The organism is Dyella sp. PARNA 12/25 (assembly GCF_055702865.1).
The window spans coordinates 1-24,443 of the sequence record NZ_JBVQCI010000014.1 but is presented as its reverse complement, the minus strand read 5'-3'; the positions used below and the strand labels follow the sequence as shown (position 1 = coordinate 24,443).

The window sequence follows — 24,443 nt, the reverse complement described above, 5'->3', positions numbered from 1 at the left end:
TGTGGCGCGTTGCGGTGTAGCAGGGCCGCGTGTCGTGCGATCGTGACGATCAGGGCTTCGCGGATGCCAAGGCTTTTATTCAACACGACGCTACGGCAGCCCCGCTCTGGAGGCCGTTTTCTTTGGGTTACTTTTCTTTTGGGCCAGCAAAAGAAAAGTGACTCGAGCGCCGGCAGGCGATCGAAACGCCCGCCGCGTAGGCGGCACGCTGGCGGGAGCTCCGCAATAAAGAGCCGAGAGCAAAGTCACTGGATCCCTGCTTTCGCAGAGATGACGGCATATATGAAACGGTTAAGCGAAGTTGAAAAGCACTCAGCGCAAAAGCATCAACAACAACCCAAGCACCACCGCCGCAAACACCCCCGCCACCACATCATCGACCATCACCCCCATCCCACCCTTCAGCCGCTGATCCAGCAACCGAATCGGCCAAGGCTTCCACACATCAAACAACCGGAACAACGCAAACCCCACCACCACCAACCACCAAGGCCCCGCCAGCACCGGAATCAACGCAATCCACAACCCGACAAACTCATCCCACACGATGGCCCGGTGATCATCCACCCCCAACGCTCGCCCGGCGATACCGCAAACCCATACACCAAGAACAAACGCCACCACCACCGCGAACATATAGAGCTGCATCGGCAAGGTGCGCAGAAACAGCCACGGCAAGATGGCGGCGAGCGAGCCAAAGGTCCCCTGCGCTACCGGAGCCAGGCCGGAGCCGAAACCACAGGCCACCCACCCGATCGGGCTGGCAAGCAACAGGCGACGCTGTTCGGAAGTGAGAGTTTTCTTGTCACTCATGCAAAGTGATCCCAGCCGTGTTGGACCGCTTCCAACCACTGTCCGTGCTCGTCCCTCACGCGCACGCCCGCGCCTTCGACTATGCGCCCGATGCGGGTAGCGCCACAACCCAGGCGCGCGAGATCGGTCTGTACATCGACCACCAGCGAGGGCGGCACGGTGAAGCAAAGCTCGTAGTCGTCACCGCCCGCCAAGGCGAAACTAAGTACAGCCTGATCGTCGAACGCGGCCATCAGCATGGAAGAGCGCGGCAATAGTGCAGCTTCGATCTCCGCACCGAATCCGCTCTCCTCGCAGATATGACCCAGGTCAGCGAGCAATCCATCAGACACGTCGATGCAGGCGGTCGCGCGGTCGCGCAGCGCGAGTCCAGCCGCCAGTCGTGGCGTGGGCCGGTGAAGCCGTTCGATCAGATACGCAGCGCGGCCATCGCCCTCATCCACACGCGCACCGCGCTGAAGCAGTTGCAGGCCACCGGCTGCATCGCCCAACGTGCCCGTCACCAGTACGACATCGCCAGCGCGCGCGCCCGCACGCGCTAGCGCCTTGCCCGGCGGCACGAAGCCATGCACCGCCACGCTGACGCTCAACGCGCCGCGCGTGGTGTCACCACCAATCAAGGCCAGTCGGTGCGGTTGCGCCAGTTGCGCGAAGCCCTCGGCAAAGCCGTCGATGAATTGCTGGAGCTGCTCTGGCGGTTGCGATGGCAGGGTGAGCGCCAGCAAGGCCCAGGCGGGACTCGCCCCCATGGCGGCGAGGTCTGAAAGATTGACCGCCAGCGACTTCCAGCCGATATCGGCCGGATCGGTGCCGTGCGGAAAATGCACGCCTTCGACCATGGTGTCGATGGCGATGGCCAGCTCCTGCCCTGTAGGCGGTGCCACCACCGCGGCATCGTCACCGATGCCGAGCTTTACGTCTTCGCGGCCTTGCGCAGTGCGTTCGCGAATGCGGTCGATCAGTCGGAATTCCATGGCGAGAGCCCTCGTCGGAATGGCAGAACTTTATCGACTGAAAACAACCGTCGGGCTGCCGTGATAAGTGGTTTCCTGCAAACGCTTGAAGCCAGCCTTCTCGGCCACGCGAATGGAGGGCAGGTTCTCTGGCGAGATGATGCACACCGCGCGCTTCTCACCGAAATGCTGCTCGCCCCAGGCCACGGCGGCGGCTACGGCTTCGCTCGCATAGCCCTTGCCGTGCGCATGCGGCGCCAGCACCCAGCCGAACTCCAGCATACCGTGCAACGAGGGCTCCATCTCGCGCTTGAAATCGGCAAAACCGATGTCGCCGATGTAGCGGCCGCTGGATTTCTCTTCGACCGCCCAGTAGCCGAAGCCCAGCACGGTCCACAGCCCCATGTACTGCAGGAAGCGACGCCACACCTCCTCCGGGGTCTGCGAACGGCCGCCAATGAATCGAGTGACCTCGGGGTCGGACCAGATGGCCACGCGCTCGGCGTGATCCTCTGCCCGGTGCGCACGCAGGCGCAGCCGCTCAGTCTCAAGTACGGGAACCACGGACTGCCTCTCCATGGCCCCGTCCATCAGCCGCGCTTTTCAGTCGAGCGCAGCGCGCTGGCGAGCTTGTCCAGCACGCCATTGACGTAGCTGTGACCATGGTCGGCACCGAAGCGCTTGGTGACTTCGATGGCCTCGTTGATGATCACGCGGTACGGCACATCCGGACGGTACTTCAGTTCGTACGCCGCCAGACGCAGGGCAGCCCGCTCGATCGGGTCGATCTGGCCGACTTCACGATCCACGTAAGGCTTGAGGCTGTCGTCGATGGCTTCGACATGGCGCTCCACGCCGTGCAACAGATCCTCGAAGTATTCGAGGTCGGCCACTTCCATGTCCTGCTCGTGGCGGAACTGCTCGATCACCGCATTCATGTGGCTACCGCTGAGCTGCCACGCATACAGCGCCTGCAGCGCACGACGACGGGCGCGCGAGCGTGCAGCGAGATCAATGCCTTCGGGACGTTGGTTCATCAGAGCTTTCCGTACAGGTTGACCATTTCGAGCGCGGCCAGTGCGGCGTCCGCGCCCTTGTTGCCGGCCTTGGTGCCCGAACGCTCGATAGCCTGCTCGATGTTGTCGGTGGTCAGCACGCCGAACGCCACCGGCACACCGGAGGCATAAGCGGCCTGGGCCAAGCCCTTGGCGCACTCACCGGCCACGTAGTCGAAATGCGGGGTGGAGCCACGAATCACCGCGCCCAGCGCGATCACGGCGGCATACTTGCCGGAGTTGGCGACCTTATGGGCGGCCAGCGCGATTTCCCAGGCACCCGGCACGCGGATCAGCTCGATCTCGTCGTCCTTCACGCCATGGCGCACCAGTACGTCACGGGCACCGGCCACCAAGGGCTCGACGACAAAACCGTTGAAACGGCCGGCGACGATGGCAAAACGGCCTTTGGGCGTGGCGAAATCGCCTTCGATGATCTTCATGAATACGGGGTTCCTGGGCTGTGGCCCGGCGAGGGCCGTCTATTTTACGGGATTTGGGGCAGCGTGCCCGGATCGGGCCGGGAAACCGTCCCGGCAAGGTGGGGATGGCCGGCAAAGTGCAGGCTGGCCTGCCCCGCCCCCACGCGCAGTCGGGCCGGAACGCCAAACGGAAGGGTGAACTTGTCCACCTCGTGGCCAAACTTCAGGCCGCGGATCAACGGCACGCGGGCCACCCGACTGATCTGGTCGAACGCGGCCTCGGTGTCATAACCGTTGTCGTAGCTGTGGGGGCGGCAATGGGTGAAGTGCCCGAGCACCAGCGCCCGCTGGCGATCCAGCACGCCGGACAGATGCAGCTGGTACAGCAGACGCTCGATGCGGAATGGCGGCTCACCGACGTCTTCCACGAACAGGATGCCGCCATCGATGGCCGGGAAGTACGGCGTACCGATCAGGCTGCACAGCACGGCAAGGTTGCCGCCCCACAGCGGGCCTTCGATATCCAGCTCTCCTACCGTGGGCGTTGCCCAGCTCGCCGTGGCGTCAGGCTCGCCAACGGCGCGCCAGAAGTGCTCCCACATCAGCCCATTGAGTTCGGGTGCGCCAAAGTCGGCTCCCAGCATCGGGCCGCCGAACGTGGTCAGCCCGCTCTTCGCATACAGCGCCATCTGGATGGCGGTGAAATCGCTGTGCCCGACCAGCACGGCCGATGTGCCGCTCAAGCGTTCGCGCAGAGCGCCGTAATGGATGTGCTCCAGCAATCGCGTGGCGCCATAGCCGCCGCGCACTGCCAGCGCGATATCCGGCAGCGAAGATTGGATGGCCAGATGGTTGAGATCGGCCACACGCTCTGCATCACTGCCGGCGTATCGCTGCTCGACGCGATCGAGCACTTCCGTGCCATCCACCACGCAACCCGCTGCGCGCAGGCGCGCGACACCACGGCTCATCGCATCGGGGTCGTGCGGATAGCCAGAGGGGGCGATGAGACGAATGATCGGAGATGTCATGGCGCTCGTTTTGTGGTGAAAGCCTGAGTATGGCGGCGGTGGCATGGCGTGGATGTGGCCATGCGATGCAAACCCTCTGTAGGAGCGCACTTGTGCGCGACAAGCCTACGTAGCGGTGACAACGAATCTCCGCGGTCGCGCACAAGTGCGCTCCTACAAGGGCTAGTTGGGGTCAAACGTATTCGGCCACTTCCAGCCCGAAACCACCCAGCCCCACCATCTTGCGCGGCGTACCCAGCACACGCAGCTGATGAATGCCCAGATCGGCGAGGATCTGCGCGCCCAGGCCCAGCTGACGCCACTCCTGCTGCTGCGCTTCCTCAGGCGCCTGGATCGCCGGTTGGCGGTTGAGGCGACGCAGCAAGGCGTCAGCGGTGTCTTCGCCCGAAAGCACCAGCAAGGCGCCACGACCTTCATCAGCAATACGGCGCAGTGCGGAGGTGACGGTGAGGCCAAGATCATCGCGCTGCAGATGCAGCACATCCGACAAGGTGTTGCGCACGTGCACGCGCGTCAGCACCGGTTTGCCGTCGCTCACCTCGCCACGCACCAGCGCGAAGTGCAGGCCGTGACGGATCGCATCGCGATAGGCCACCAGGCGGAACGGGCCGAATTCGGTCTGCACGTCTTCTTCGTAGACGCGCTGTACCGTTTTCTCGGTTTCCAGGCGGTAGCGGATCAAGTCGGCAATGCTGCCGATCTTCAGTCCATGCTTCTTCGCAAACACTTCCAGCTCAGGGCGACGCGCCATCGAGCCGTCTTCGTGCAGGATCTCGATCAGCACGGCCGAGGGCTCCAGCCCCGCCAGCGCCGCCAGGTCGCAACCGGCTTCCGTATGGCCGGCGCGCGTGAGCACGCCGCCCGGCTGCGCGGTGAGCGGGAAAATGTGGCCCGGCTGCGATAGGTCCTGCGGCTTTGCATCGGACTTCACCGCCACCTGGATGGTGCGCGCACGGTCATGCGCGGAGATGCCGGTGGTCACGCCTTCGGCCGCCTCAATGGAGACGGTGAAGTTGGTCTGATACGGCGAGGTGTTGTCGATCACCATGGGTTTGAGGCCCAGCTGTCGCGTGCGCTGTTCGGTGAGCGTCACACAGACCAGGCCGCGCGCTTCGCGCACCATGAAGTTGATGTCCTCCGGCCGCACCATTTGCGATGCCATGATGAGGTCGCCTTCGTTCTCACGATCTTCGTCGTCGAGGATGACGACCATGCGACCGGCGCGGATGTCTTCGAGGATTTCGGGGATGGTGTTGAAGCTCATGGGAATGTCCAAAAAGAAGTTTGCCGCGACGCTGCTTTGTCCGTCATCCCCACGAATGCGGGGATCCAGCGCCTCTAGTACGTGCAAAAGTCACGGGGTCCCCACCTGCGCGGGGACGACTTGCGTTACGCGAAACCGTGCTGCTTGAGAAACGCCTCATCGAGCTTCGGCGCATCGCCATTGGCGATCAGCCGCTCGATGTATCGCGCCACCACATCCACCTCGATATTCACGGCGTCCCCCGCGCGGCGCGCATGGAATGCCGTGTGCTCCACCGTGTGCGGAATCAGGTTGACGCCGAAGCGATGACCATTCACCTCGTTGACGGTGAGGCTGGTGCCATCGATGCAGATGGAGCCCTTTGCCGCGATATAGCGCGAGAGCGAAGCAGGCACCTCGAACACCCAGCGCAACGAGCGCCCGTCAGGCGTGATCGACACCACCTTGCCCAAGCCGTCCACATGACCGGATACAAGATGGCCGCCCAGGCGATCGGCAAGGCGCAGTGCCTTCTCAAGATTCACCGGGTCGCCCGCCTTCAGCTTGCCCAGCGTGGTGAGTGACAGCGTTTCATTGGAGACATCCGCGCCGAAGCCGCGCGATTCCAGTGTCACCGCGGTCAGGCACACACCGGAGACGGCAATGCTGTCGCCGAGCTGCACGTCAGCGAGATCGAGGTCGGCGGTATCCACGTGCAGGCGCACGTCGCCGCCGCGTGGTTCGAGCCGCGCAATGCGGCCCACGCTTTGAATGATGCCGGTGAACATCAGCGCACCTCCTGAACAGAGGTCGCGAAACAATAGCAACGATGCTTGGACATGAAACGTTTCCCGCGTCGAAAACATGCGAAAAACGCCTCAAGGCGTCTGGCAGGCGCGCGCCAGCGAAGGCATGCGCCGTACCGTCTTCTCTCATCCGGACTTTCTGGAAGCCATCGCTGGCATCCAACCGTCGGCTCCGGCATTGGACCGGATCTGCTGACCTTCCGATGACCTGGAAGCGCTCGCGGGCTCACCCCGAAGGGCCTACCGCCGGTGGGGAGTTTCGCCCCGCCCTGAAGACGTCGTTTGTGGTTTTACCGGCGAACCGGCCCGGGGATTCTAGCACCAACCTTCAGCTGCCCCGCCCGCTTCGTTGTCCACGGGGGTGAACACCGCGTCCCCGGGGAAGCCGGGACCCACCGAGTCCCGGCGAACCGGGCCCCACAAAGCTCGCTTTGGTAGCCGATCGTGCCTGCCGAGGGCTCACCCGATCGTCTGACCGGTAGTGCGTCGATAGTTGCGCAGCACCTGGTCCATCACCCAGCTCGTACGCGCGCCGCTCTCGGCAGTCGACGGGCAAGCGCCTTTCTGCCCGGTCAGCTCGGCCACGATGGTTTCGATCAGCGGCTGCTGGATGTGCGCTGGGTTCGCCACGTTGTATTCCCTCGAGCCGTCCGCGCTCTCTACTCGTATCGGGCCCTCGCCAAAGGTGGCGAAGGCCATGCGGCCCTTGTCGCCGATGACTTCGATCTGGTCTAGATGCTTGTAGCAGTCGAAGTTCCACAGGCCGGTGCCAAGCAGACCGTTGCCGAAGGCGAACGACATGGCGACGCCATCCTCCACCGGATACGCCTTCAACTGATTGCTGGCCTGGCCGGTGACCGACACGATGGGACCAAACAGCCAATCGAGGATATCGAGCGTGTGGCAACCGATATCCATGAAGACGCCACCACCGGAGACATCGGCCTGCACGTGCCAAGGCAAAGCCTTGGGGTCGTGGTAACGCGGATGATGCGGCTCGTACAACACGGTGTTGACGATGCGCGGCGTACCGATCACATGCTGATCGAAAATCAGCTCGCGCACTTTGCTGAAGCGCGGCAGGCTGCGGCGGTAATACGCCACGAATACCGGTACGTTGGCCTCCCGCCCCGCGCGAATGATGGCTTCGCACTCGGCGTGGTCCAGCGCCATCGGCTTCTCCACGTAGACGGGCTTGCCGGCGGCGATGCTCATCAACGCGTACTGCTTATGGGTTGACGGCGGCGTGGCGACGTAGACCGCGTTGACCTCGGGGTCAGCGATCAGCTTAGCCGCGTCGTCATACCAGCGCGGCACACCGTGGCGCTGCGCATAGTCGCGCGCCTTGTCGCCGTCGCGACGCATCACCGCCACCAGCGCGGAGTTGGGCGTCTTGCTGAAGCCCGGGCCACTCTTCACCTCGGTGACATTGCCGCAACCGATGATGCCCCAGCGTATCGCTGCCGTCGTCATGTGGTCTTGAACTCCTTGGCCAGAAACTGCTGGTGATAGGCGTGAAATGCATTTACTTCCGGATGCCGTGCGCGTTCGACCAGATGCGTGCGTAGCGCTTCACGCACGCATGGTGCCAGCGACGACAGGTATTCCAACGTGTACTCGGTATGGTCAAGCACGCCGAAATGCAACGTCGGCGCATGCTCGGTGGAGTGAAAGCCCAGATGGATGGTGATGCGCTTGTCTTTCAACACACCACCATAACCCCGATGCACGGCGTAGTTGTTGTAGAACACCGCCTCGCCCGGCTGCAGCACCAGCTGCTTGCCACCGTTGAGCTCAGGCGCGTCCACCGGCGCCATCTTTTCGGTGTTGCCGAAAATCGCGCGCTCCTCCGCGTTGAGCTGACGCCGATGACTGCCGGGTACGATCCACAGACAACCGTCCACCGTCAGCGGCATGTTCATCTGCACATTGTTGTAGTGATAGCTGTCGCTGAACCAGTTCAGATCCACTTGATCGTCTGGCACCTGCAGCACATCGCGATGCCAGCCCTGCCGGTACTCCACGCCCGCCTCGCCATAGAACAACGAAGCGCCATCGACCACGATACCGTTGCCCAACAGGTCACGACACACTGCAAGAATGTCGTCGTTGCAGACGATGTCCTGGATATCGCGAATCGCCTTGCCCGGCTGCAGAAACTGCAAATTGCTCATGCGCTGCGCATCGCCCCGCTCGCGGCGTGACGCCTCGACCGCCGCCACATAGCGCGCCACGCTGGCATCGTCGAGGATCTTGCGTACGAGATAACCCTGTTCGCGGAAGAACGCGCGTTCGGCATCGCTGAGTACGGGTGACGGCATCGCCATCGGTAGCATCCTAATCATCAAAACACATAAGAAAACATGCTCAGCTCAGACGATGGGCCGCAGCTGCAACCGCAGATCGTCGCCAAGCACACGCCGGTCGAGCGTCTGCAGTTTCCACCGCGCCGCCATGTCCGACAGTGATGGCAAGCCCAGTAATGGCCGTGCTGCATCACCAAGCAACACGGGCGCCACGTAGAGCAGTAGCTCATCGGCCAGACCCGCTGCGAACAAAGCGCCGCACAAACGCGGGCCGGCCTCCACATGCACTTCGCTTACCTGGCGTCGGGCCAGCTCAGCCATCACGGCATCCAGATCCAGCGCACCACCTCGCTCTGCCACCACGGCCAGCTCCGCCGCCTGGAATCCCGGATAGTCCGGTTTCGCATGCGCCCCATGCAGCACCAGTGTCGGTGCCGTTCCATCCAACACATGGCTGTTTGACGGCGTTTGCAGGCGGCTATCCAACAATACTCGCCACGGCGGCGTAAACATCTCGCTTTCAGGCAGGCGGACGGTCAAACGCGGGTTATCTGCCAGCACCGTGCCCGAGCCCGTGAGAATGGCCGAGCTGCGCGCACGCCAACGCTGCACGTCGGCGCGTGCGGCCTCACCGGTAATCCACTTCGAATCGCCATTGGCCAGCGCCGTGCGGCCATCCAGACTCATGGCGAGTTTCACTCGCACCCACGGGCGACCGCGCTCGATGCGGCTGAAGAAACCGATATTGAGCTCACGCGCCTGCTCACGCATCAAACCGGTGTCGACCACGATGCCTGCGTCGCGCAGCTTGCCGATGCCGCGGCCGGCGACCTGGGGAAACGGATCCTCCGCCGCGATCACTACGCGCGACACACCTGCTGCGATGAGCGCATCCGCACAAGGTGGCGTTCGGCCGTGATGGGCGCAGGGTTCCAGCGTGACGTACGCCGTAGCGCCTCGCGCCTTGTCGCCGGCTTCGCGCAGCGCATAAACCTCGGCATGCGGCTCGCCGGCACGCTGGTGATAGCCCGTGCCTACGATCTGCTCGCCATGCGCGATCACGCAGCCCACGCGCGGGTTCGGTTGCGTGGTGTAGAGCCCTTGCTCGGCGAGGCGCAGCGCGTGCGCCATGTGGGCGTGGTCGATGGCGGAGAAAACTGAGGTCATAGCGCATCGCCTGGCGTGGAGATGGCGTCAGTCTATGGGCTTTGGACGGATTTCTGTAGGAGCGCACTGGTGCGCGACAGCCGACGGAGCGGGAACCATGTCAGCCTGCGGTCGCGCACAAGTGCGCTCCTACACAATGACAGCGACGTCAGGACTTCTTACGCCGCGCCATACTCTCGCTAAGCAAAGAAAGCTGCAGCGCCTCCAACTCCGGAAGATCACGCTCCAACTTCTCGATCTCCTCGCGAAACGCCTGCACATCCTCAAACTTGCGATAGACCGAAGCAAACCGCACGTAAGCCACCTGATCCAACTTCTTCAGCTCACGCATCACCAACTCGCCAATCTGGCGAGAAGGCACCTCACGCTCACCGCAGCGGCGCAAATCATTGATGATCTCGCGCACGGCACTGTCCACCGCCGGTGTCGGCACCGGACGTTTCTGGAGCGCCCGCTCAAAGCTCACACGCAATTTGCGCTCATCGAACGACTCACGTCGCTCGCCACTCTTCACGATCGTGGGAAGCTTGAGCTCGGCCGTTTCAAACGTATTGAAGCGCTCGCCGCACTTCGGGCACTCGCGACGACGACGCACGGTGGCGCCGTCTTCCGCAAGGCGTGAATCGATCACGCGGGTGTCTTCGTGCTGGCAGAACGGGCAATGCATAAGTTCAGGAGTGGGAAATGAGAAGTGAGAAGATAGAAGGACAGCTTGCTCTCACATCTCACTCCTCTTCACTCGCTTCTCGCCTTTATCCGTACACCGGGAACTTGTGGCACTGCGCCGTGACCTTCTCACGCACCTTGGCGATGACAGCGTCATCCTTCGGCGCGTCTAGCACGTCGCAGATCCAATGGGTCAGCTCGACCACATCCGCTTCCTTGTAGCCGCGGGTGGTGACGGCCGGGGTGCCCACGCGCAGGCCGGAGGTGACGAAGGGCTTGCGAGGATCATTCGGCACGGCGTTTTTATTGACCGTGATGTGTGCCTTGCCCAGCGCTTCTTCCGCGTCCTTGCCGGTGACATCGCGACCGATCATGTCCACCAGCATCAGGTGGTTCTCGGTGCCACCGGAAACGATCTTGTAGCCGCGATCGATGAAGGTCTTGGCCATCGCCTTGGCGTTCTTCACCACCTGTGCCTGGTAGGTCTTGAACTCCGGCTCCAGCGCTTCCTTGAACGCCACCGCCTTGGCGGCGATCACGTGCATCAGCGGGCCACCCTGGATGCCCGGGAACACGATGGACTGCAGCTTCTTCTCGATCTCTTCGCCGGCATCCTTCGCCACGATGATGCCGCCGCGCGGGCCGCGCAGGGTCTTGTGCGTGGTGGAGGTGACGACGTGTGCGTGCGGCAGCGGGCTCGGGTACACGCCTGCGGCGATCAGGCCGGCGACGTGCGCCATGTCCACGAACAGCAAGGCACCGACCTTGTCGGCGATGGCGCGGAAGCGCGCCCAGTCCATCACCTGCGAGTAAGCGCTGAAGCCGGCCACGATCATCTTCGGCTTGTGCTCGACGGCGAGGCGCTCGACCTCGTCATAGTCGACCAGGCCCTGCTCGTTCACGCCGTACTGCACGGCGTTGAACAGCTTGCCCGAGACGTTGACCTTGGCACCGTGCGTCAGGTGGCCACCATGAGCCAGCGACATGCCGAGGATGGTGTCGCCCGGGTTGAGCAGAGCCAGGTACACGGCCTGATTGGCCTGCGAGCCGGAGTGCGGCTGCACATTGGCGTAGGTGGCGCCGAACAGCTGCTTCAGGCGATCGATAGCCAGCGTCTCGGCCACGTCGACGAATTCGCAGCCGCCGTAGTAGCGCTTACCCGGGTAGCCTTCGGCGTACTTGTTGGTGAGCACGCTGCCCTGCGCTTCCATGACGCGGGGGCTGGCGTAGTTTTCCGAAGCGATCAGCTCGACGTGATCTTCCTGGCGACGCGCTTCGTCGGCCATGGCCTGGGCCAGTTCGTTGTCGTAACCGGCGATCGTCTCGTTCTTCGGAAACATCCTGACCTCATGGGGGTGGCTTGCGGGTTTGAACGAGAAAGTGTAACGCCCCCAGCCCCTTGGGGCCATATCCGCCCGTCTCCCGAAGATCTTGTGCCCGGAACACGGCCCGTTCGCGGCCAGAGGCACATGCCGGCCACCCGGCCGGGGGGCACCATACGGAGATCCCCCTCCACGGAGCGCTCCCCATGAAGCACCGCACACTCGGCCGGCATGGCCCCAAGGTTTCCGCCCTCGGTCTCGGCTGCATGGGCATGTCTGGCATGTATGGGGCCTCCGACCGGAGCGAGAGCATCGCCACCATCCATGCCGCGCTCGACGCGGGGGTGTCCCTGCTGGATACCGGCGACTTCTACGGCATGGGCCACAACGAAATGCTGATCGGCGACGCCCTGGCAGGCCGTCCCCGCGATAGCTACCAGCTCAGCGTGAAATTCGGCGCCCAGCGCGGGCCCGCCGGGGACTGGCTGGGCTACGACGCCAGGCCAGCGGCGGTGAAGACGGCACTGGCCTATACGCTGCAGCGTCTGCGCACCGATTACATCGACATTTACCGTCCTGCCCGGCTCGACCCGAATGTGCCGATCGAGGAGACCGTGGGCGCCATTGCCGACCTGGTGAAGGCCGGCTACGTGCGCCACCTGGGCCTTTCCGAAGTGGGTCCGGACATCATTCGGCGAGCCAACAGCGTGCTGCCGGCGGTGGACCTGCAGATCGAGTATTCGCTGATCTCACGCGGTATTGAGCAGGGCATCCTGCCCATCTGCCGCGAGCTGGGCATCGGGGTCACCGCCTACGGTGTGCTGTCACGCGGGTTGATCAGCGGTCACTGGACTCAGGACCGCCCTGCCGATGCACGGGATTTCCGCACCCACGCCCCGCGCTTCCAGGGCGACAACCTCGCCCACAACCTGGCCCTGGTCGATACGCTGCGCCAGCTGGCCGAGACGCACCGTGTCAGCGTGGCCCAGGTCGCCATCGCCTGGGTGCTGGCCCGTGGCGAGGACATCGTGCCGCTGGTCGGCGCGCGGACACGCGAGCGTCTGAATGAGGCATTGGGGGCGCTGGATGTGTCGTTGTCTGCCGATGACCTCGCCACGCTGGAGCAGGCGTTCCCTCCCGGCGCCGCGGCCGGTGAGCGCTACAACACCCAGGGCATGGCATCGCTGGATAGCGAGCGCTAAAAACGACGGTTCCCCTGGTGGGAGCGCACCCTGTGCGCGACTGCGCCCTGACGAGTTTCAGCTCCGGTGGTCTGTCGCGCACAGGGTGCGCTCCCACAGGCGGTTGTCCCGCATGGGGCAAACGACCAAAGCACGGTCACCGGCCCGCCCCCATAACCCGCTATAATGAGTGGTTTACACCCACTCTGAATTGCACTGCCTGCCCTCTACGGCTGGCTTCGTGCACGCCGCCGGAGGCTCCATGCAGTACATCTACACCATGAACGGGGTCAGCAAGATCGTTCCCCCGAAGCGCCACATCATCAAGGACATCTCGCTGAGCTTCTTCCCCGGCGCCAAGATCGGCCTGCTGGGCGTGAACGGCGCGGGCAAGTCCACGGTGCTGCGCATCATGGCCGGCGTCGACAAGGACTTCCAGGGTGAAGCCCGTCCGCAGCCGGGCATCAAGGTCGGCTACCTCGCGCAGGAGCCGCAGCTCGATCCCGAGAAAACCGTGCGTGAATCCGTCGAGGAAGGCGTCTCCGTCATCCTCGACGCGCAGAAGCGCCTGGAAGAGGTCTACGCCGCCTATGGTGAGGAAGGCGCGGACTTCGACAAGCTCGCTGCCGAACAGCAGGAGCTGGAAAACATCCTGGCCGTGAACGACGCCCACGCGCTGGAGCGCCAGCTGGAAGTGGCCGCCGACGCGCTGCGCCTGCCCCCCTGGGACGCCAAGATCGGTCCGCTGTCCGGTGGTGAAAAGCGCCGCGTGGCGCTGTGCCGCCTGCTGCTGTCCAAGCCCGACATGCTGCTGCTGGACGAGCCCACCAACCACCTGGACGCTGAGTCAGTCGACTGGCTGGAGCAGTTCCTGCAGAACTACCCGGGCACCGTCGTGGCTGTCACCCATGACCGCTACTTCCTCGACAACGCCGCCGAGTGGATTCTGGAACTCGACCGCGGCCGCGGTATTCCGTGGAAGGGCAACTACACCGAGTGGCTGGAGCAAAAGGACACCCGCCTCAAGCAGGAAGCCTCGCAGGAAAAGTCGCGCCAGAGGGCCATCGAGAAGGAACTGGAGTGGGTGCGCTCCGCTGCCAAGGGCCGTCAGTCCAAGGGCAAGGCGCGTCTTAACCGCTTCGAGGAGCTGAACTCGGTCGAGTACCAGCGTCGCAACGAAACCAATGAAATCTTCATTCCGCCGGGCGAGCGCCTGGGCCAGGAAGTGATCGAGTTCAAGAACGTCAACAAGGCGTTCGGCGACCGCGTGCTGATCGAAGACCTGTCGTTCAAGATTCCGCCGGGCGCCATCGTCGGCGTGATCGGCCCGAACGGCGCCGGTAAATCCACGTTCATGAAGATGATCATGGGCAAGGAACAGCCGGATTCTGGCGAGGTGAAGCTGGGCCACACGGTCAAGCTCGCCTATGTCGACCAGTCCCGCGACGCGCTCGATCCGAAGAACAACGTGTGGCAGGAAGTGTCCGGCGGTTCGGACATCCTCACCATCGGCAACTTCGAGATCCAGTCGCGCGCCTACATTGGCCGCTTCAACTTCAAGGGCACCGACCAGCAGAAGATCGTTGGCCAGCTGTCCGGTGGTGAGCGCGGCCGCCTGCACATGGCCAAGACCCTGCTGCAGGGCGGCAACGTGCTGCTGCTCGACGAACCGTCGAACGACCTGGACGTGGAAACCCTGCGTGCACTGGAAGACGCGCTGCTCGAATTCCCGGGCTGCGCTGTGGTCATCTCGCATGACCGCTGGTTCCTCGACCGCATCGCCACGCACATCATCGCGTTCGAAGGCGACTCGCACGTGGAGTTCTTCCCGGGCAACTACAACGAGTACGAAGCGGACAAGAAGCGTCGTCTCGGCGATGAAGCTGCGAAGCCGCATCGCGTGAAGTACAAGAAGCTGGCGTAAGCGCAGCTCCTGCTCCCTCTCCCCTCCGGGGAGAGGGTTGGGGTGAGGGGTCACGGCTGGCCCCTGTCCTTCAAAAGAACAGCACGACCATCAAGCGATACCGCAAGATTGGCCCATCACCCCGCCCTCTCCCCGGAGGGGAGAGGGAGCTGATAGGCGGCGACGAGGAGACTCCAATGCACTTTATGCAATCCCTGCAAAACGCATGGACTGACCACAACTCCCTCGTCTGCGTCGGCCTGGATCCGGAACCATCGAAGTTTCCCGCGCACCTGAAAGGTCGCCCGGATGCCGTATTCGAGTTCTGCCGCGACATCGTCGATGCCACTTCCGACCTCGTCTGCACCTACAAGCCGCAGATTGCCCACTTCGCCGCGTTGCGTGCGGAAGACGCACTTGAGCGACTGATCGCGCACATTCACGACAAGCATCCGAAAGTGCCGGTGATTCTCGACGCCAAGCGCGGCGACATTGGCAGCACCGCGCAGCATTACGTCACCGAAGCATTCGATCGTTTCAAGGCCGATGCAGTCACGCTGAACCCGTACATGGGTCGCGACTCCGCGCAGCCCTTCCTTGAACGCGCGGACAAGGGTGTGATCCTGCTGTGCCGCACCTCCAACCCGGGCGGCGCGGATTTCCAGGCGCTCGATTGCAGTGGCCTGCCGTTGTATCTGCGCGTGGCTGAAACCATCGCGCGCGACTGGAATGCCAACGGCAACTGCGCGCTGGTCACCGGTGCCACCTGGCCGGAAGAACTCGGCAAGGTGCGCGCCATCGTCGGCGACATGCCGCTCTTGGTGCCGGGCATTGGCGCACAAGGCGGCGACGTGGAAGCCGTCCTCAGGCATGGCCGCAGCGCCCATGGCACCGGCCTGATGATCAGCTCGTCGCGCGCCATTCTCTATGCCGGCAACGGCGAAGATTTCGCGCAGGCTGCACGCGATGTCGCCCAAGATCTGCGCGACACCATCAACCGTTTCCGCTGATCCTTGATGTCTGTCCCTGCCCAAACGAGGCAGGGCTAGACCAAAGTCTTCCGGGCATCCCTGCCCTGCGTCAGCACGCATCCCGCCTGCTTCGATACCATGGGCAGCCTCCCCGCACAGGCGATCCACGCCATGCTGCAACGTCTCTTCAAGTTGAATGAGCACGGCACGACCGTGCGTACGGAGGTCATCGCCGGGCTGACCACCTTTCTGACGATGTCGTACATCATCTTCGTCAACCCGGACATCCTCAGCACCACCGGCATGGACCGCCACGCGGTATTCACCGCCACGTGCCTTGCGGCCGCGATTGGCTCGCTGATCATGGCCTTTGTCGCCAACTATCCCGTGGGCATGGCGCCCGGCATGGGCCTGAATGCTTTCTTTGCCTACACCGTGGTCACCGCCATGGGCTACAGCTGGCAGGAAGCGCTGGGCGCGGTGTTCATTTCCGGATGCGTGTTCGTGGTGTTCAGCGCCACCGGCATTCGACGCTGGCTGCTCGCGGGCATACCGCATTCGCTGCGCTGCTCTATCGCGGCCGGCATCGGGCTTTTCCTCGCCATCATCGCCCTGGGCAATGCCGGCATTATTGTCTCAGACCCCGTCACCAAGGTCAGGTTGGGCGATCTGCACGAGCCGCAGGTGCTGCTTGCCATTGGCGGCTTCTTCGTCATCGCCGTGCTTGATGCGCTCAAAGTGCGCGGTGCCATCCTGATCGGCATTCTGGCGGTCACCTTGGCCAGCTTCGCCACCGGACACGCGCAGTTCGCCGGCGTGTTCTCCAAACCACCCAGCCTTGCACCCACCTTCTTCGCACTGGATGTTCGCGGCGCGCTGCATCACGGCTTCTTTCAGGTGGTGCTTGTCTTCGTGTTGGTCGAGATGTTCGACGCCACCGGGACGTTGATGGGTATCACTCACCACGCCCACTTGTCACAGGGATCGCATAAGCAGCGGTTGGGTCGCGCTCTGTTTGCCGACAGCATCGCTATTCTCGCCGGCTCGGTGCTCGGCACCAGCAGCACCACCGCCTTTATCGAAAGCGCATCGGGTGTGCAGGCAGGTGGACGCACCGGACTTACCGCGCTGGTCATCGCTTTGTTATTTCTGGCGGCACTGGTACTGGCACCACTCGCCGGTGCCGTTCCCAGTTATGCAACAGCACCTGCACTGCTCTATGTGGCCGGCCTGATGCTGCGCGAACTGGTCAACGTGCATTGGGACGACCACACTGAAGCCGTGCCGGCGGCGCTGGCCGCACTGGTGATGCCGTTCACCTACTCCATCGCCAATGGTTTGGCGTTCGGCTTCATTAGCCACGCCGTGCTGAAGCTTTTCACCGGCCGCATGCGCGATGTCCATACCGCCACCTGGGTGGTCGCGCTGCTGTTCCTCGTGCGCTACGTGTTTTTCTCTTAAGCGCGTTGCTGCGGGAGCGCTTGCTCGGAAAGCACCGGGGAAACGGTCGCTGGCGACAGCATCCGCTCGCGCAGCCAGCGCTCCGCCGGCGTCGAGATGTATCGCTCCACGGCTTTGCCCAACAGCCAGCACAGCGGCAAGATCGGCAGATACCAAAGGTAGCCGTGCGCGATGTTGCTGCCCGTCGCTTTGTAGAGTCGAATCGCCGCGATCACCACGAACATATGGGTGAGGTAGATCTCGTAGCTCAGGCGTCCCCATGAGCGCAGCCAATCCAGCCCACGCCACGGCACTCGACCGGCTGGAGCCCACGCGCTGGCCAGCACGAGGCACAACGCGGAGCTGGTGAGCACCAGCATGTAACCGTTGTGCATCAACAACCACAGCAGCTTGCCTTCGAACATCACCAGGTAAAGCCCGACGCATCCGGCGATACCAAGCGCTGACGCCACGCCACGCGGAACGGCCTGCCAGCGTTGTACCAACAAGCCCCCCAGCACACCGGTGGCGATGGCTGCCATGCCCGGCAAGTACGCCTTCTCCTGCCAGATCTCGTTGCCCGCGAGCGCGGCACGCGTCCACGGCAACGAGATAGCCAACACCACCAGGATCGGCACCAGCCCCCACGTGCGCCGCGTGAATAGACAGACCAGCGGAAAGCCGAGGTAGAACACCTCTTCGATCGACAGCGACCACAACACGTCCCAGCCGCCGGGCAGGTAGCCCAACATGCCTTCGTACCAGTTCAGGTGAAAGCCAAGCGCTGCGATGATCGCGCGCGGCAGCGTCTGCCCTTCGCGCTGGATGACGTAATCCTGCACGCCAAGCAGGTGCAGCGCGCTCAGTACGGCAACCAACAGCATCAGGCAGGGCGCGATGCGGGAGAACCGTCGTGCATAGAAGGTACGCGGCTCGATGTTCGCCAGCGCACCGCTGCGGCGCAGCGCGTTGCTTGCGATCAGGAAACCGGAGATGACGAAGAAGATGAAGACGGCCTCGTAGCCGTTGAAGTTGAGTGCGTTGAGCAACTTCTCTGGCAATACGTCGGCCAGCACGGTCTTCCGCAATCGAATGCGCAGTCCGATGTGGTGCAGCACAACGAGAAGAATGGACAATCCGCGCAGCAGGTCGATGCCGGCGTTACGCGTGACCGCGTCCGCACTATTCGAATGCCTTTCCATGGCGCCCTCCCCGGCAAACCATCCAGCCTGCTTGTCTTAATGCTCCGCTGCGGGCAGGTCGTGAATCATCTGCTGCGCCAAACCTTCGTAGTTGTAGTCGAAGTGATGATCACCGGTCTTCTCAATCACCTTGACCCAGGACGGCAAGGAAGGGTCGGCGCAGATGGTGTCGTCCTTGTCCTTGATGCCGTAGTAGCACACCACCGGCGGGTGGCCGCCCAGCGCCAGCAGTGGCGGCATGGCGTCGTAGTGCTGCACGGGGTTGAGCCACTGGAAGAAGTCCTGCGTGTGGGTTTTCCACCAACCCTCGCGCATATAGCCTTCCATTTCGATCTCGAAGTTCACGTCCTTGCTGGGCGAGAGCATCACGATCTGGGCAATGCGCTCACGCCCTTCCGGACTGAGCTTACCGACGATGGACGGCAGCACGTCCGCACCGAACGAGAAGCCGATAAGCCAGATGCGCTTCTTGTCGTTACCGGCCACGGTGCGCGCGATAAGTGCGTCGAGATCCGCTGCCGAATCCTCCGCGGAGCGCTCGCGCCAGTAGTACTGCAGCAGGCTGATGCCGACCACAGGAATGCCATGGTCGGCAATGATCCTGCCCAGCGACTTGTCCAGATCGCGCCAGCCGCCATCGCCGGAATAAAACACGGCCACCACATCGTCGCGCCCTTGTAGCGGCACGACTCCCGGTTTCACCGGAACGGCAATGCTCGACTCTTCCATCGTGACGTGATGCCACGGCTGCCAGGCTCCCATGCCAATAGCGGCAACCACCGCCAGCGTGAGAAGCATCCACTTAAAGAATCGTTTCAACGGCGCACCATGCCCGAAAGTCCACCCGAAATGAGGCTCGCCACATTGGCGAACACCAGCGGCAAGGCGATACCGTTGGGTACCGCGAGGTAACGCGGCTCCCACACGGGATCGAACTTGTCCTTGTACTTATGCAGCCCGCGGAAGTTGTAGAAGCGCTCGCCGCGACCGAACAACATCGCTCCCAGGCGACTCCACAGCGGCGCACTGCGACGATTCTGCAAGCCGGAGAACGGTGCCATGCCGAGATTGAACCAGCGGTAGCCTTGCTGCTTGGACCACTGCATGAGCTCGATGAACATAAAGTCCATGACGCCAGCCGTGCCATCCGGCAGGTGGCGCATCAGGTCCAGCGATGCCTCTTCCTTATTGTCGGTGAGGAACAGGTTGGCGAACGCCACCAGCTCTTCGCCCTGCCAGACCAGCGCCATCGGCGTGCGCTCGAGATAGCGCGGATCGAAGGTGCCCAACGAGAAGCCCTTCTCGCGCACGCCCTTGTCACGCATCCACGCGTCGGAGATCTTCTTGAGTTTCGGCATCCACGTTGCCACGTGCTCGGCCGGCACGATCTCCAGGCGCATGCCTTCGCGCGTGAGCTTGTTGATGGTGTTGCGTAGCACCTTCTTCGACTTGCCGTCGAGATTGAAGGTGGCCAGTTCCACCCTCGCCTCTTCGCCGATCTTGAGCAGGTTCATGCCCACTTCGAGATAGAGGTCCAGATCTTCCGGGCGAACCTGGTAGAACAAGGGCCAGCCACCCGCGCGCTCGCATTGGTCGCGGAAGGTCCACACCAGTTCGCGACGGGCCGTTTCGTCCTCGCCCACCGGATCGCCCATAGCCACCCAGCTACGGCCTTCGACGTCGTACATAATGAAGGCCTTGCCTTCGGTGTCGAACAGCAGCGTCTTGTCACCCATCAACGCGAGATGCGCCTGCGCCGAGGTGTAGTGCTTGATCAGCGGCAAGGCCTTCTGCAGCTCGCCTTCGCCCGGCAGCTGCAGATGCGGTGGCGCCGGGCGAATCAGGTTGGCCAGCGCAAACAGCAGGCCTACCGACGCCGCGCCGACCAGGGCACGCAACGCTCGCGGCGCACCACCGTGGTAGAAGCTGAATTCCCACCACAGGTTGTTGGTGTATTCCACGTGCTTGTAGCTGAAGCCCACCAGCCAGCCAGCGCAGACCAGCACGGCGACGATGGCAATGATCCAGCCCCACGAGAAGCTCGCACTGAACAGCGACGCGCGCCGGTAGAACAGCTGGTGGGCCGGCGCCAGCGCGAGCGCCAGCAGTGACAGCAGAATGGCCTCTTCGTAATCGATGCCCTTGAGCAACGACAGCACGGCGCCCAGCACCAGCAGCACCAGGGTCAGCACATAGGCAGCGTCCAGGCGACGCTGCAGGCCGCGCGCGAGGATCAGCAGCATCATGCCGACCACGCTGGAGAGGAAGTGGGACACTTCCAGCACCGCCAGCGGCAACACGTCGCGCAGGATCGCCATGCGCGCCGGCAAGGCCGAGGTGGCGCCCGAGAACAGCAGCACCGCACCCGACACCAGCGTCAGGCCCGCGAAGAAAGGTGGCAGCAGCCCGGTGAACCATGGCGCCAGCAATGCCTTGCTGCGCAGCCCGCGCGCTTCTCGCACCAGCACCACGATGGTGGCGGCGCACAGCGGCAGGAAGTAATAGATCAGGCGATACGCGGCCAGCGCACCGAGGATGGGCGCTTCCAGACCCTGATTACCCGCGGCACCGAAGCCGGCCAGCATGACCGCCTCGAATACGCCCAGGCCACCAGGCACGTGGCTGATCAGGCCGGCAATCTGCGCCAGCACGAAGATCGCCAGGAAATGCCCGAAACCGGTATCCACCTGGTTGGGCATCAGCAGATACAGCACGTAGGCGGCCAGCCCCCAGTCCACCGCGCCGACCAGAATCTGGCGCGCAGCGACCATGGTGGAAGGCAAGCTCAGGCGCCAGCGCCAGATGCGCAGCGGCCGACGCATCAGCCGATTGCCGACCAGCCACAGCAAGGGAATCGCAGTGAGTACGCAGGCCACCGGAATGCGCCAGCCCGCCAGTGGCAGCGTCGGCGGTACCGGCACCAGCAGCAGCGTCACGCCCGTTAGCGCGGCCAGACCCAGCCAAAAACTGAGCGTGCAATACACCACCACCTTCGCCACTTCCGCGGTGGTGAGGCCGGCCTGGATATAGAAGCGGTAGCGAATGGAGCCGGAGATCAGCAGCGCCATGCCCAGCGCATTGCTGAAGGCGTAGCTGATGAAGGAGATCAGGCTGACCTGGGCGCCGGGCAAGCGCTTGCCGATAGTGGCCAGGCCGAACCAGTCATACAGGATCATCACGCCATAGCTGCCTGCCGTGAGCAGCACGGCCAGCGCGATGCGGTAGTTCTCCAGGCTGTGGACGTAACGCGCGACCTCGCGGTAGCTCACCTCGCTGGCCAGCCGGTGCAGCGCCCACAGCGCCAGGCACAGCATAGCCACCGAAAGCAGCGGACCGGCGAGCCGACGCAACCTGACCATCAGGCCAGGGCGAGCCAGCATGTCACCGGAAATCGAGGCCTCCGCCCCTGTCTGCTCTACCACGCGGTTACCGCCTCCACATCGACCAGCGCGCAGGACCTTCGCTGCGACCGCCTAGGATAGCCGGTCAAGGCGCATTCCTGTTCGATCGTGGCATGCAGGGATGACATTCGGTCGCGGTCGCTTCAGGCAACCGCGACCCCATCCATCAGGGCTTGCCGTTCAGGCCGTTGGCCATGCGGGCAACCCAGCGGTACATCACGAACACAACGGCAGCGAAAGCGATACCGCCGATCCATTCGGCTGCCGTCCCGAAATCCGGGCCAACCAGCGCCAACGGCGCTTGCAGGTTGGTGAAGCCCAGCTTATCGGCAAATGCCACGATGCCGGCAATGAATACGCCGACGATGCTTTCGCCCACGATCAGGCCCGACGCCAGCAGCACACCCAACTGCTTGGTGCTTTCGGGCTTGGTCGAACGATCCGCGCGACGGTCGAAGTACCAGCCGACCACGGAGCCGACCACCACCATCAGCGTGCTTATCGTGGGCAGGTAGATGCCCAGGCCCACCGCCAGCGGCGGCATGCGCATGTGCTTGGTGGTGCGCGCGAGGATCTCGTCCACCACGATGATCACCACACCGATCCAGATGCCGGTGATGATCAGGCTCCAGTCGATGTTGTTGGTGATCACACCCTGCGCCAGCGCCGAGATCAGGCCAGCCTGCGGCGCGGGCAATGCATGCGCGCCAACACCGGCAACGCCCACGAAACCATAGGCCTTGTTGAGCAGATCGAGCACCGGCGGAATCACCGCCGCGCCCGCGACCACACCGATCACCAGCGCCACCTGCTGACGCCACGGCGTGGCATCGACCAGCTGGCCGGTCTTGAGATCCTGCAGATTGTTGTTGGCAATAGCCGCCACGGTGAACACCACCGAGGTGATGAACAGCGCGAACGCCACCAGCGCCTTGCCCGACTCCGGGCTGACGTGCGGCTTCACGAACGCCACCAGTAGCAGCGAGGCAGCGATCACCACCAGGATGCCCACGCCGGACAACGGGCTGTTGGACGAACCAATCAGACCGGCCATGTAGCCGCACACGGTGGAGACGAAGAAGCCCATCAGCACCACGAAGGCGACGCCACCGATGGCCAGCACTCCCACCTGGTCACCCAGGCCACTCTGCGAACCGAAGTAACCCAGCAGCCAGCCAATCGGCGCGAAACAGGCCAGCGTGACCAGACCCACGATGCCGATCGGAATATCACGCTCGGTGCGCGGCAGCGAATCCGCCTTGCCGGCCTTGCGCACACGCGACGCCGCCATGGCCGAAGCGAGGCCGCTGATCACCGGCTTCACCAGCTTGGCCAGCGTCCAGATGGCCGACACGCCGATGGCACCGGCACCCACGAAACGCACCTTGTGGCTCCAGGTCTGTTGCGCGAGATCCGCCACCACGCCGCTGGTATCGGCCAGCAGCGAATAGTGCGGCACCCCCCAGCCCCAACCGATCAGCGCACCGATGAGCATCGAGATACCACACGACAGGCCCACCAGATGCCCGATGGCGAACAGCGCAAACGAGAGGTTGAAATCGTACCCGCTCACTGCGCCCTTGTTGCCGACACGGAAATACGACACCACGTCGCTGGCGAACACCTGAGTCGCCACCACCACGGCAAACACCGCGGACACGATGGAACCCCACAACACCGCCAGCAGACCCGCCCTGCCTTCTTCCACGCTGCCGGCGGTCGCCTTGTCACCCGCGCCGACCTTCAGCACTTCGGCGCAGGCCAAACCTTCGGGGTAAGGCAGATCGGAGGTGGTCACCAGTGCACGGCGCAGCGGGATGGAATACATCACGCCCAAGACGCCACCCAGCGCGCAGACCGCGAATGACGTCCAGAACGGGAAATCCGCCCACCAGCCGATCATGATCATGCCGGGCAGCACGAAGATGATCGACGACAGCGTGCCCGCCGCCGACGCGATGGTCTGCACGACGTTGTTTTCCTGGATGGTGGAATCCTTGAACCCGCGCAGCAGGGCCATGGAAATCACCGCCGCCGGAATCGAGGTGGCGAAGGTGAGGCCGGCCTTGAGGCCGAAGAAGACATTGGCGGCCGTGAACACCACGGTGATGATGACGCCAAGGATGAGACCACGAACGGTGAGCTCTTTGCGCGACTCTGTGCTGGGATGGTTGCCGATCACGAGTTCATGCTCGTCATGTTGGTGGTTCCCCAAATGGCTGCCCATTGGCAGCGTGGATGCAGCGGCCGCTGCCGGTTGGCGGGCCAGCGCGTAGGGTTGCCGGATTTGGGGGGATACGCAATGGTTCGGGTGGTTTTGCGCGGTGCGTCACGTCTCCTTGTCCCTTGTCGAGGGAATGCAGGGGTGCGCGGGTGGATGCTCGCGAGAACGCGTGTCCCCCTCACCGTCACCCCGGCGCAGGCCGGGGTCCAGTGACTTTGCTCTTGGCTATCGTTGAGCGTTCCCGCCATCGTGCCGCCACGGCGGCGGGCGTTTCGACCTTCTGCCGAAGGCCGAGTCACTTTTCTTTTGCTGGCCCAAAAGAAAAGTAACCCAAAGA

Annotated in this window: 21 protein-coding genes and 1 riboswitch; of the genes, 4 read left to right on the top strand and 17 right to left on the bottom strand. The window is 63.5% G+C overall.

Going from position 1 to position 24,443, the window contains the following annotated elements; all coding sequences use genetic code 11:
- Nucleotides 1-312: 312 nt before the first annotated feature.
- The 13 genes from AC0GUR_RS19585 to glyA form a co-directional block, all read right to left on the bottom strand.
- Nucleotides 313-813: a phosphatidylglycerophosphatase A family protein gene (locus tag AC0GUR_RS19585; RefSeq protein ID WP_472879191.1), complete on the bottom strand. Its 501-nt coding sequence runs from the start codon at nucleotides 811-813 to the stop codon at nucleotides 313-315.
- Nucleotides 810-1,787, bottom strand: coding sequence for a thiamine-phosphate kinase (thiL, locus tag AC0GUR_RS19580; protein WP_472879190.1), 978 nt, complete (start codon nucleotides 1,785-1,787; stop codon nucleotides 810-812). Before thiL ends, AC0GUR_RS19585 begins: the two co-directional genes overlap by 4 nt.
- 30 nt (nucleotides 1,788-1,817) lie before the next feature.
- A complete protein-coding gene (locus tag AC0GUR_RS19575) occupies nucleotides 1,818-2,345 on the bottom strand; it encodes a GNAT family N-acetyltransferase (RefSeq protein WP_472879189.1) in 528 nt (175 codons plus the stop codon).
- Nucleotides 2,346-2,356: 11 nt separating this feature from the next.
- Nucleotides 2,357-2,803 carry a transcription antitermination factor NusB gene (nusB, locus tag AC0GUR_RS19570; protein WP_472879188.1) on the bottom strand — a complete coding sequence of 149 codons (447 nt, stop codon included), beginning with the start codon at nucleotides 2,801-2,803 and terminating at the stop codon, nucleotides 2,357-2,359.
- The gene (ribH, locus tag AC0GUR_RS19565) at nucleotides 2,803-3,264 is read right to left on the bottom strand and encodes a 6,7-dimethyl-8-ribityllumazine synthase (protein ID WP_472879187.1); all 462 of its coding nucleotides are present in this window, start codon (nucleotides 3,262-3,264) and stop codon (nucleotides 2,803-2,805) included. The genes nusB and ribH overlap by 1 nt, the downstream gene beginning before the upstream one ends.
- 44 nt (nucleotides 3,265-3,308) lie before the next feature.
- Complete coding sequence (gene ldcA / locus AC0GUR_RS19560; RefSeq protein WP_472879186.1) at nucleotides 3,309-4,274, bottom strand: muramoyltetrapeptide carboxypeptidase; 966 nt, start codon at nucleotides 4,272-4,274, stop codon at nucleotides 3,309-3,311.
- A gap of 172 nt (nucleotides 4,275-4,446) precedes the next feature.
- Complete coding sequence (ribBA, locus tag AC0GUR_RS19555; protein WP_472879185.1) at nucleotides 4,447-5,538, bottom strand: bifunctional 3,4-dihydroxy-2-butanone-4-phosphate synthase/GTP cyclohydrolase II; 1,092 nt, start codon at nucleotides 5,536-5,538, stop codon at nucleotides 4,447-4,449.
- 125 nt (nucleotides 5,539-5,663) lie between these two features.
- Nucleotides 5,664-6,305 carry a riboflavin synthase gene (locus AC0GUR_RS19550; protein ID WP_472879184.1) on the bottom strand — a complete coding sequence of 214 codons (642 nt, stop codon included), beginning with the start codon at nucleotides 6,303-6,305 and terminating at the stop codon, nucleotides 5,664-5,666.
- A 132-nt stretch (nucleotides 6,306-6,437) separates the two neighbouring features.
- Nucleotides 6,438-6,604: riboswitch (FMN riboswitch) on the bottom strand.
- 178 nt (nucleotides 6,605-6,782) lie between these two features.
- The gene (locus tag AC0GUR_RS19545; RefSeq protein ID WP_472879183.1) at nucleotides 6,783-7,796 is read right to left on the bottom strand and encodes a Gfo/Idh/MocA family protein; all 1,014 of its coding nucleotides are present in this window, start codon (nucleotides 7,794-7,796) and stop codon (nucleotides 6,783-6,785) included.
- Nucleotides 7,793-8,650 (bottom strand): phytanoyl-CoA dioxygenase family protein, encoded by an 858-nt coding sequence (locus AC0GUR_RS19540; protein ID WP_472879182.1) that lies wholly within the window; start codon nucleotides 8,648-8,650, stop codon nucleotides 7,793-7,795. Before AC0GUR_RS19540 ends, AC0GUR_RS19545 begins: the two co-directional genes overlap by 4 nt.
- Before the next feature lie 45 nt (nucleotides 8,651-8,695).
- Nucleotides 8,696-9,796 (bottom strand): bifunctional diaminohydroxyphosphoribosylaminopyrimidine deaminase/5-amino-6-(5-phosphoribosylamino)uracil reductase RibD, encoded by a 1,101-nt coding sequence (gene ribD, locus AC0GUR_RS19535; protein ID WP_472879181.1) that lies wholly within the window; start codon nucleotides 9,794-9,796, stop codon nucleotides 8,696-8,698.
- Nucleotides 9,797-9,944: 148 nt separating this feature from the next.
- Complete coding sequence (nrdR, locus tag AC0GUR_RS19530) at nucleotides 9,945-10,463, bottom strand: transcriptional regulator NrdR (RefSeq protein ID WP_472879180.1); 519 nt, start codon at nucleotides 10,461-10,463, stop codon at nucleotides 9,945-9,947.
- An 85-nt stretch (nucleotides 10,464-10,548) separates the two neighbouring features.
- Nucleotides 10,549-11,802: a serine hydroxymethyltransferase gene (gene glyA, locus AC0GUR_RS19525; protein WP_472879179.1), complete on the bottom strand. Its 1,254-nt coding sequence runs from the start codon at nucleotides 11,800-11,802 to the stop codon at nucleotides 10,549-10,551.
- Between the two features lie 188 nt (nucleotides 11,803-11,990).
- Between glyA and AC0GUR_RS19520 the strand changes: the two genes are divergently transcribed.
- The 4 genes from AC0GUR_RS19520 to AC0GUR_RS19505 all read left to right on the top strand — a co-directional run bounded on the left by AC0GUR_RS19520 (nucleotide 11,991) and on the right by AC0GUR_RS19505 (nucleotide 17,300).
- Nucleotides 11,991-12,986, top strand: a complete 996-nt coding sequence (locus AC0GUR_RS19520; protein ID WP_472879178.1) for an aldo/keto reductase — start codon at nucleotides 11,991-11,993, stop codon at nucleotides 12,984-12,986.
- A gap of 241 nt (nucleotides 12,987-13,227) precedes the next feature.
- Nucleotides 13,228-14,889, top strand: a complete 1,662-nt coding sequence (ettA, locus tag AC0GUR_RS19515; protein ID WP_472879177.1) for an energy-dependent translational throttle protein EttA — start codon at nucleotides 13,228-13,230, stop codon at nucleotides 14,887-14,889.
- A 176-nt stretch (nucleotides 14,890-15,065) separates the two neighbouring features.
- Entirely contained in the window at nucleotides 15,066-15,878 is an 813-nt protein-coding gene (pyrF, locus tag AC0GUR_RS19510; protein ID WP_472879176.1) for an orotidine-5'-phosphate decarboxylase, read from the top strand.
- 132 nt (nucleotides 15,879-16,010) lie between these two features.
- Nucleotides 16,011-17,300 carry an NCS2 family permease gene (locus tag AC0GUR_RS19505; protein WP_472879175.1) on the top strand — a complete coding sequence of 430 codons (1,290 nt, stop codon included), beginning with the start codon at nucleotides 16,011-16,013 and terminating at the stop codon, nucleotides 17,298-17,300.
- On the opposite strand, the gene AC0GUR_RS19500 is transcribed toward AC0GUR_RS19505, so the two are convergent.
- The 4 genes from AC0GUR_RS19500 to AC0GUR_RS19485 form a co-directional block, all read right to left on the bottom strand.
- Nucleotides 17,297-18,481 carry an acyltransferase family protein gene (locus tag AC0GUR_RS19500; RefSeq protein WP_472879174.1) on the bottom strand — a complete coding sequence of 395 codons (1,185 nt, stop codon included), beginning with the start codon at nucleotides 18,479-18,481 and terminating at the stop codon, nucleotides 17,297-17,299. The genes AC0GUR_RS19505 and AC0GUR_RS19500 overlap by 4 nt on opposite strands.
- Nucleotides 18,482-18,517: 36 nt before the next feature.
- A complete protein-coding gene (locus AC0GUR_RS19495; protein ID WP_472879173.1) occupies nucleotides 18,518-19,279 on the bottom strand; it encodes an AcvB/VirJ family lysyl-phosphatidylglycerol hydrolase in 762 nt (253 codons plus the stop codon).
- A gap of 17 nt (nucleotides 19,280-19,296) precedes the next feature.
- Nucleotides 19,297-21,903: a bifunctional lysylphosphatidylglycerol flippase/synthetase MprF gene (gene mprF, locus AC0GUR_RS19490; protein WP_472879172.1), complete on the bottom strand. Its 2,607-nt coding sequence runs from the start codon at nucleotides 21,901-21,903 to the stop codon at nucleotides 19,297-19,299.
- A 145-nt stretch (nucleotides 21,904-22,048) separates the two neighbouring features.
- Nucleotides 22,049-24,064 (bottom strand): OPT family oligopeptide transporter, encoded by a 2,016-nt coding sequence (locus AC0GUR_RS19485; protein ID WP_472879171.1) that lies wholly within the window; start codon nucleotides 24,062-24,064, stop codon nucleotides 22,049-22,051.
- Nucleotides 24,065-24,443 lie beyond the last annotated feature (379 nt).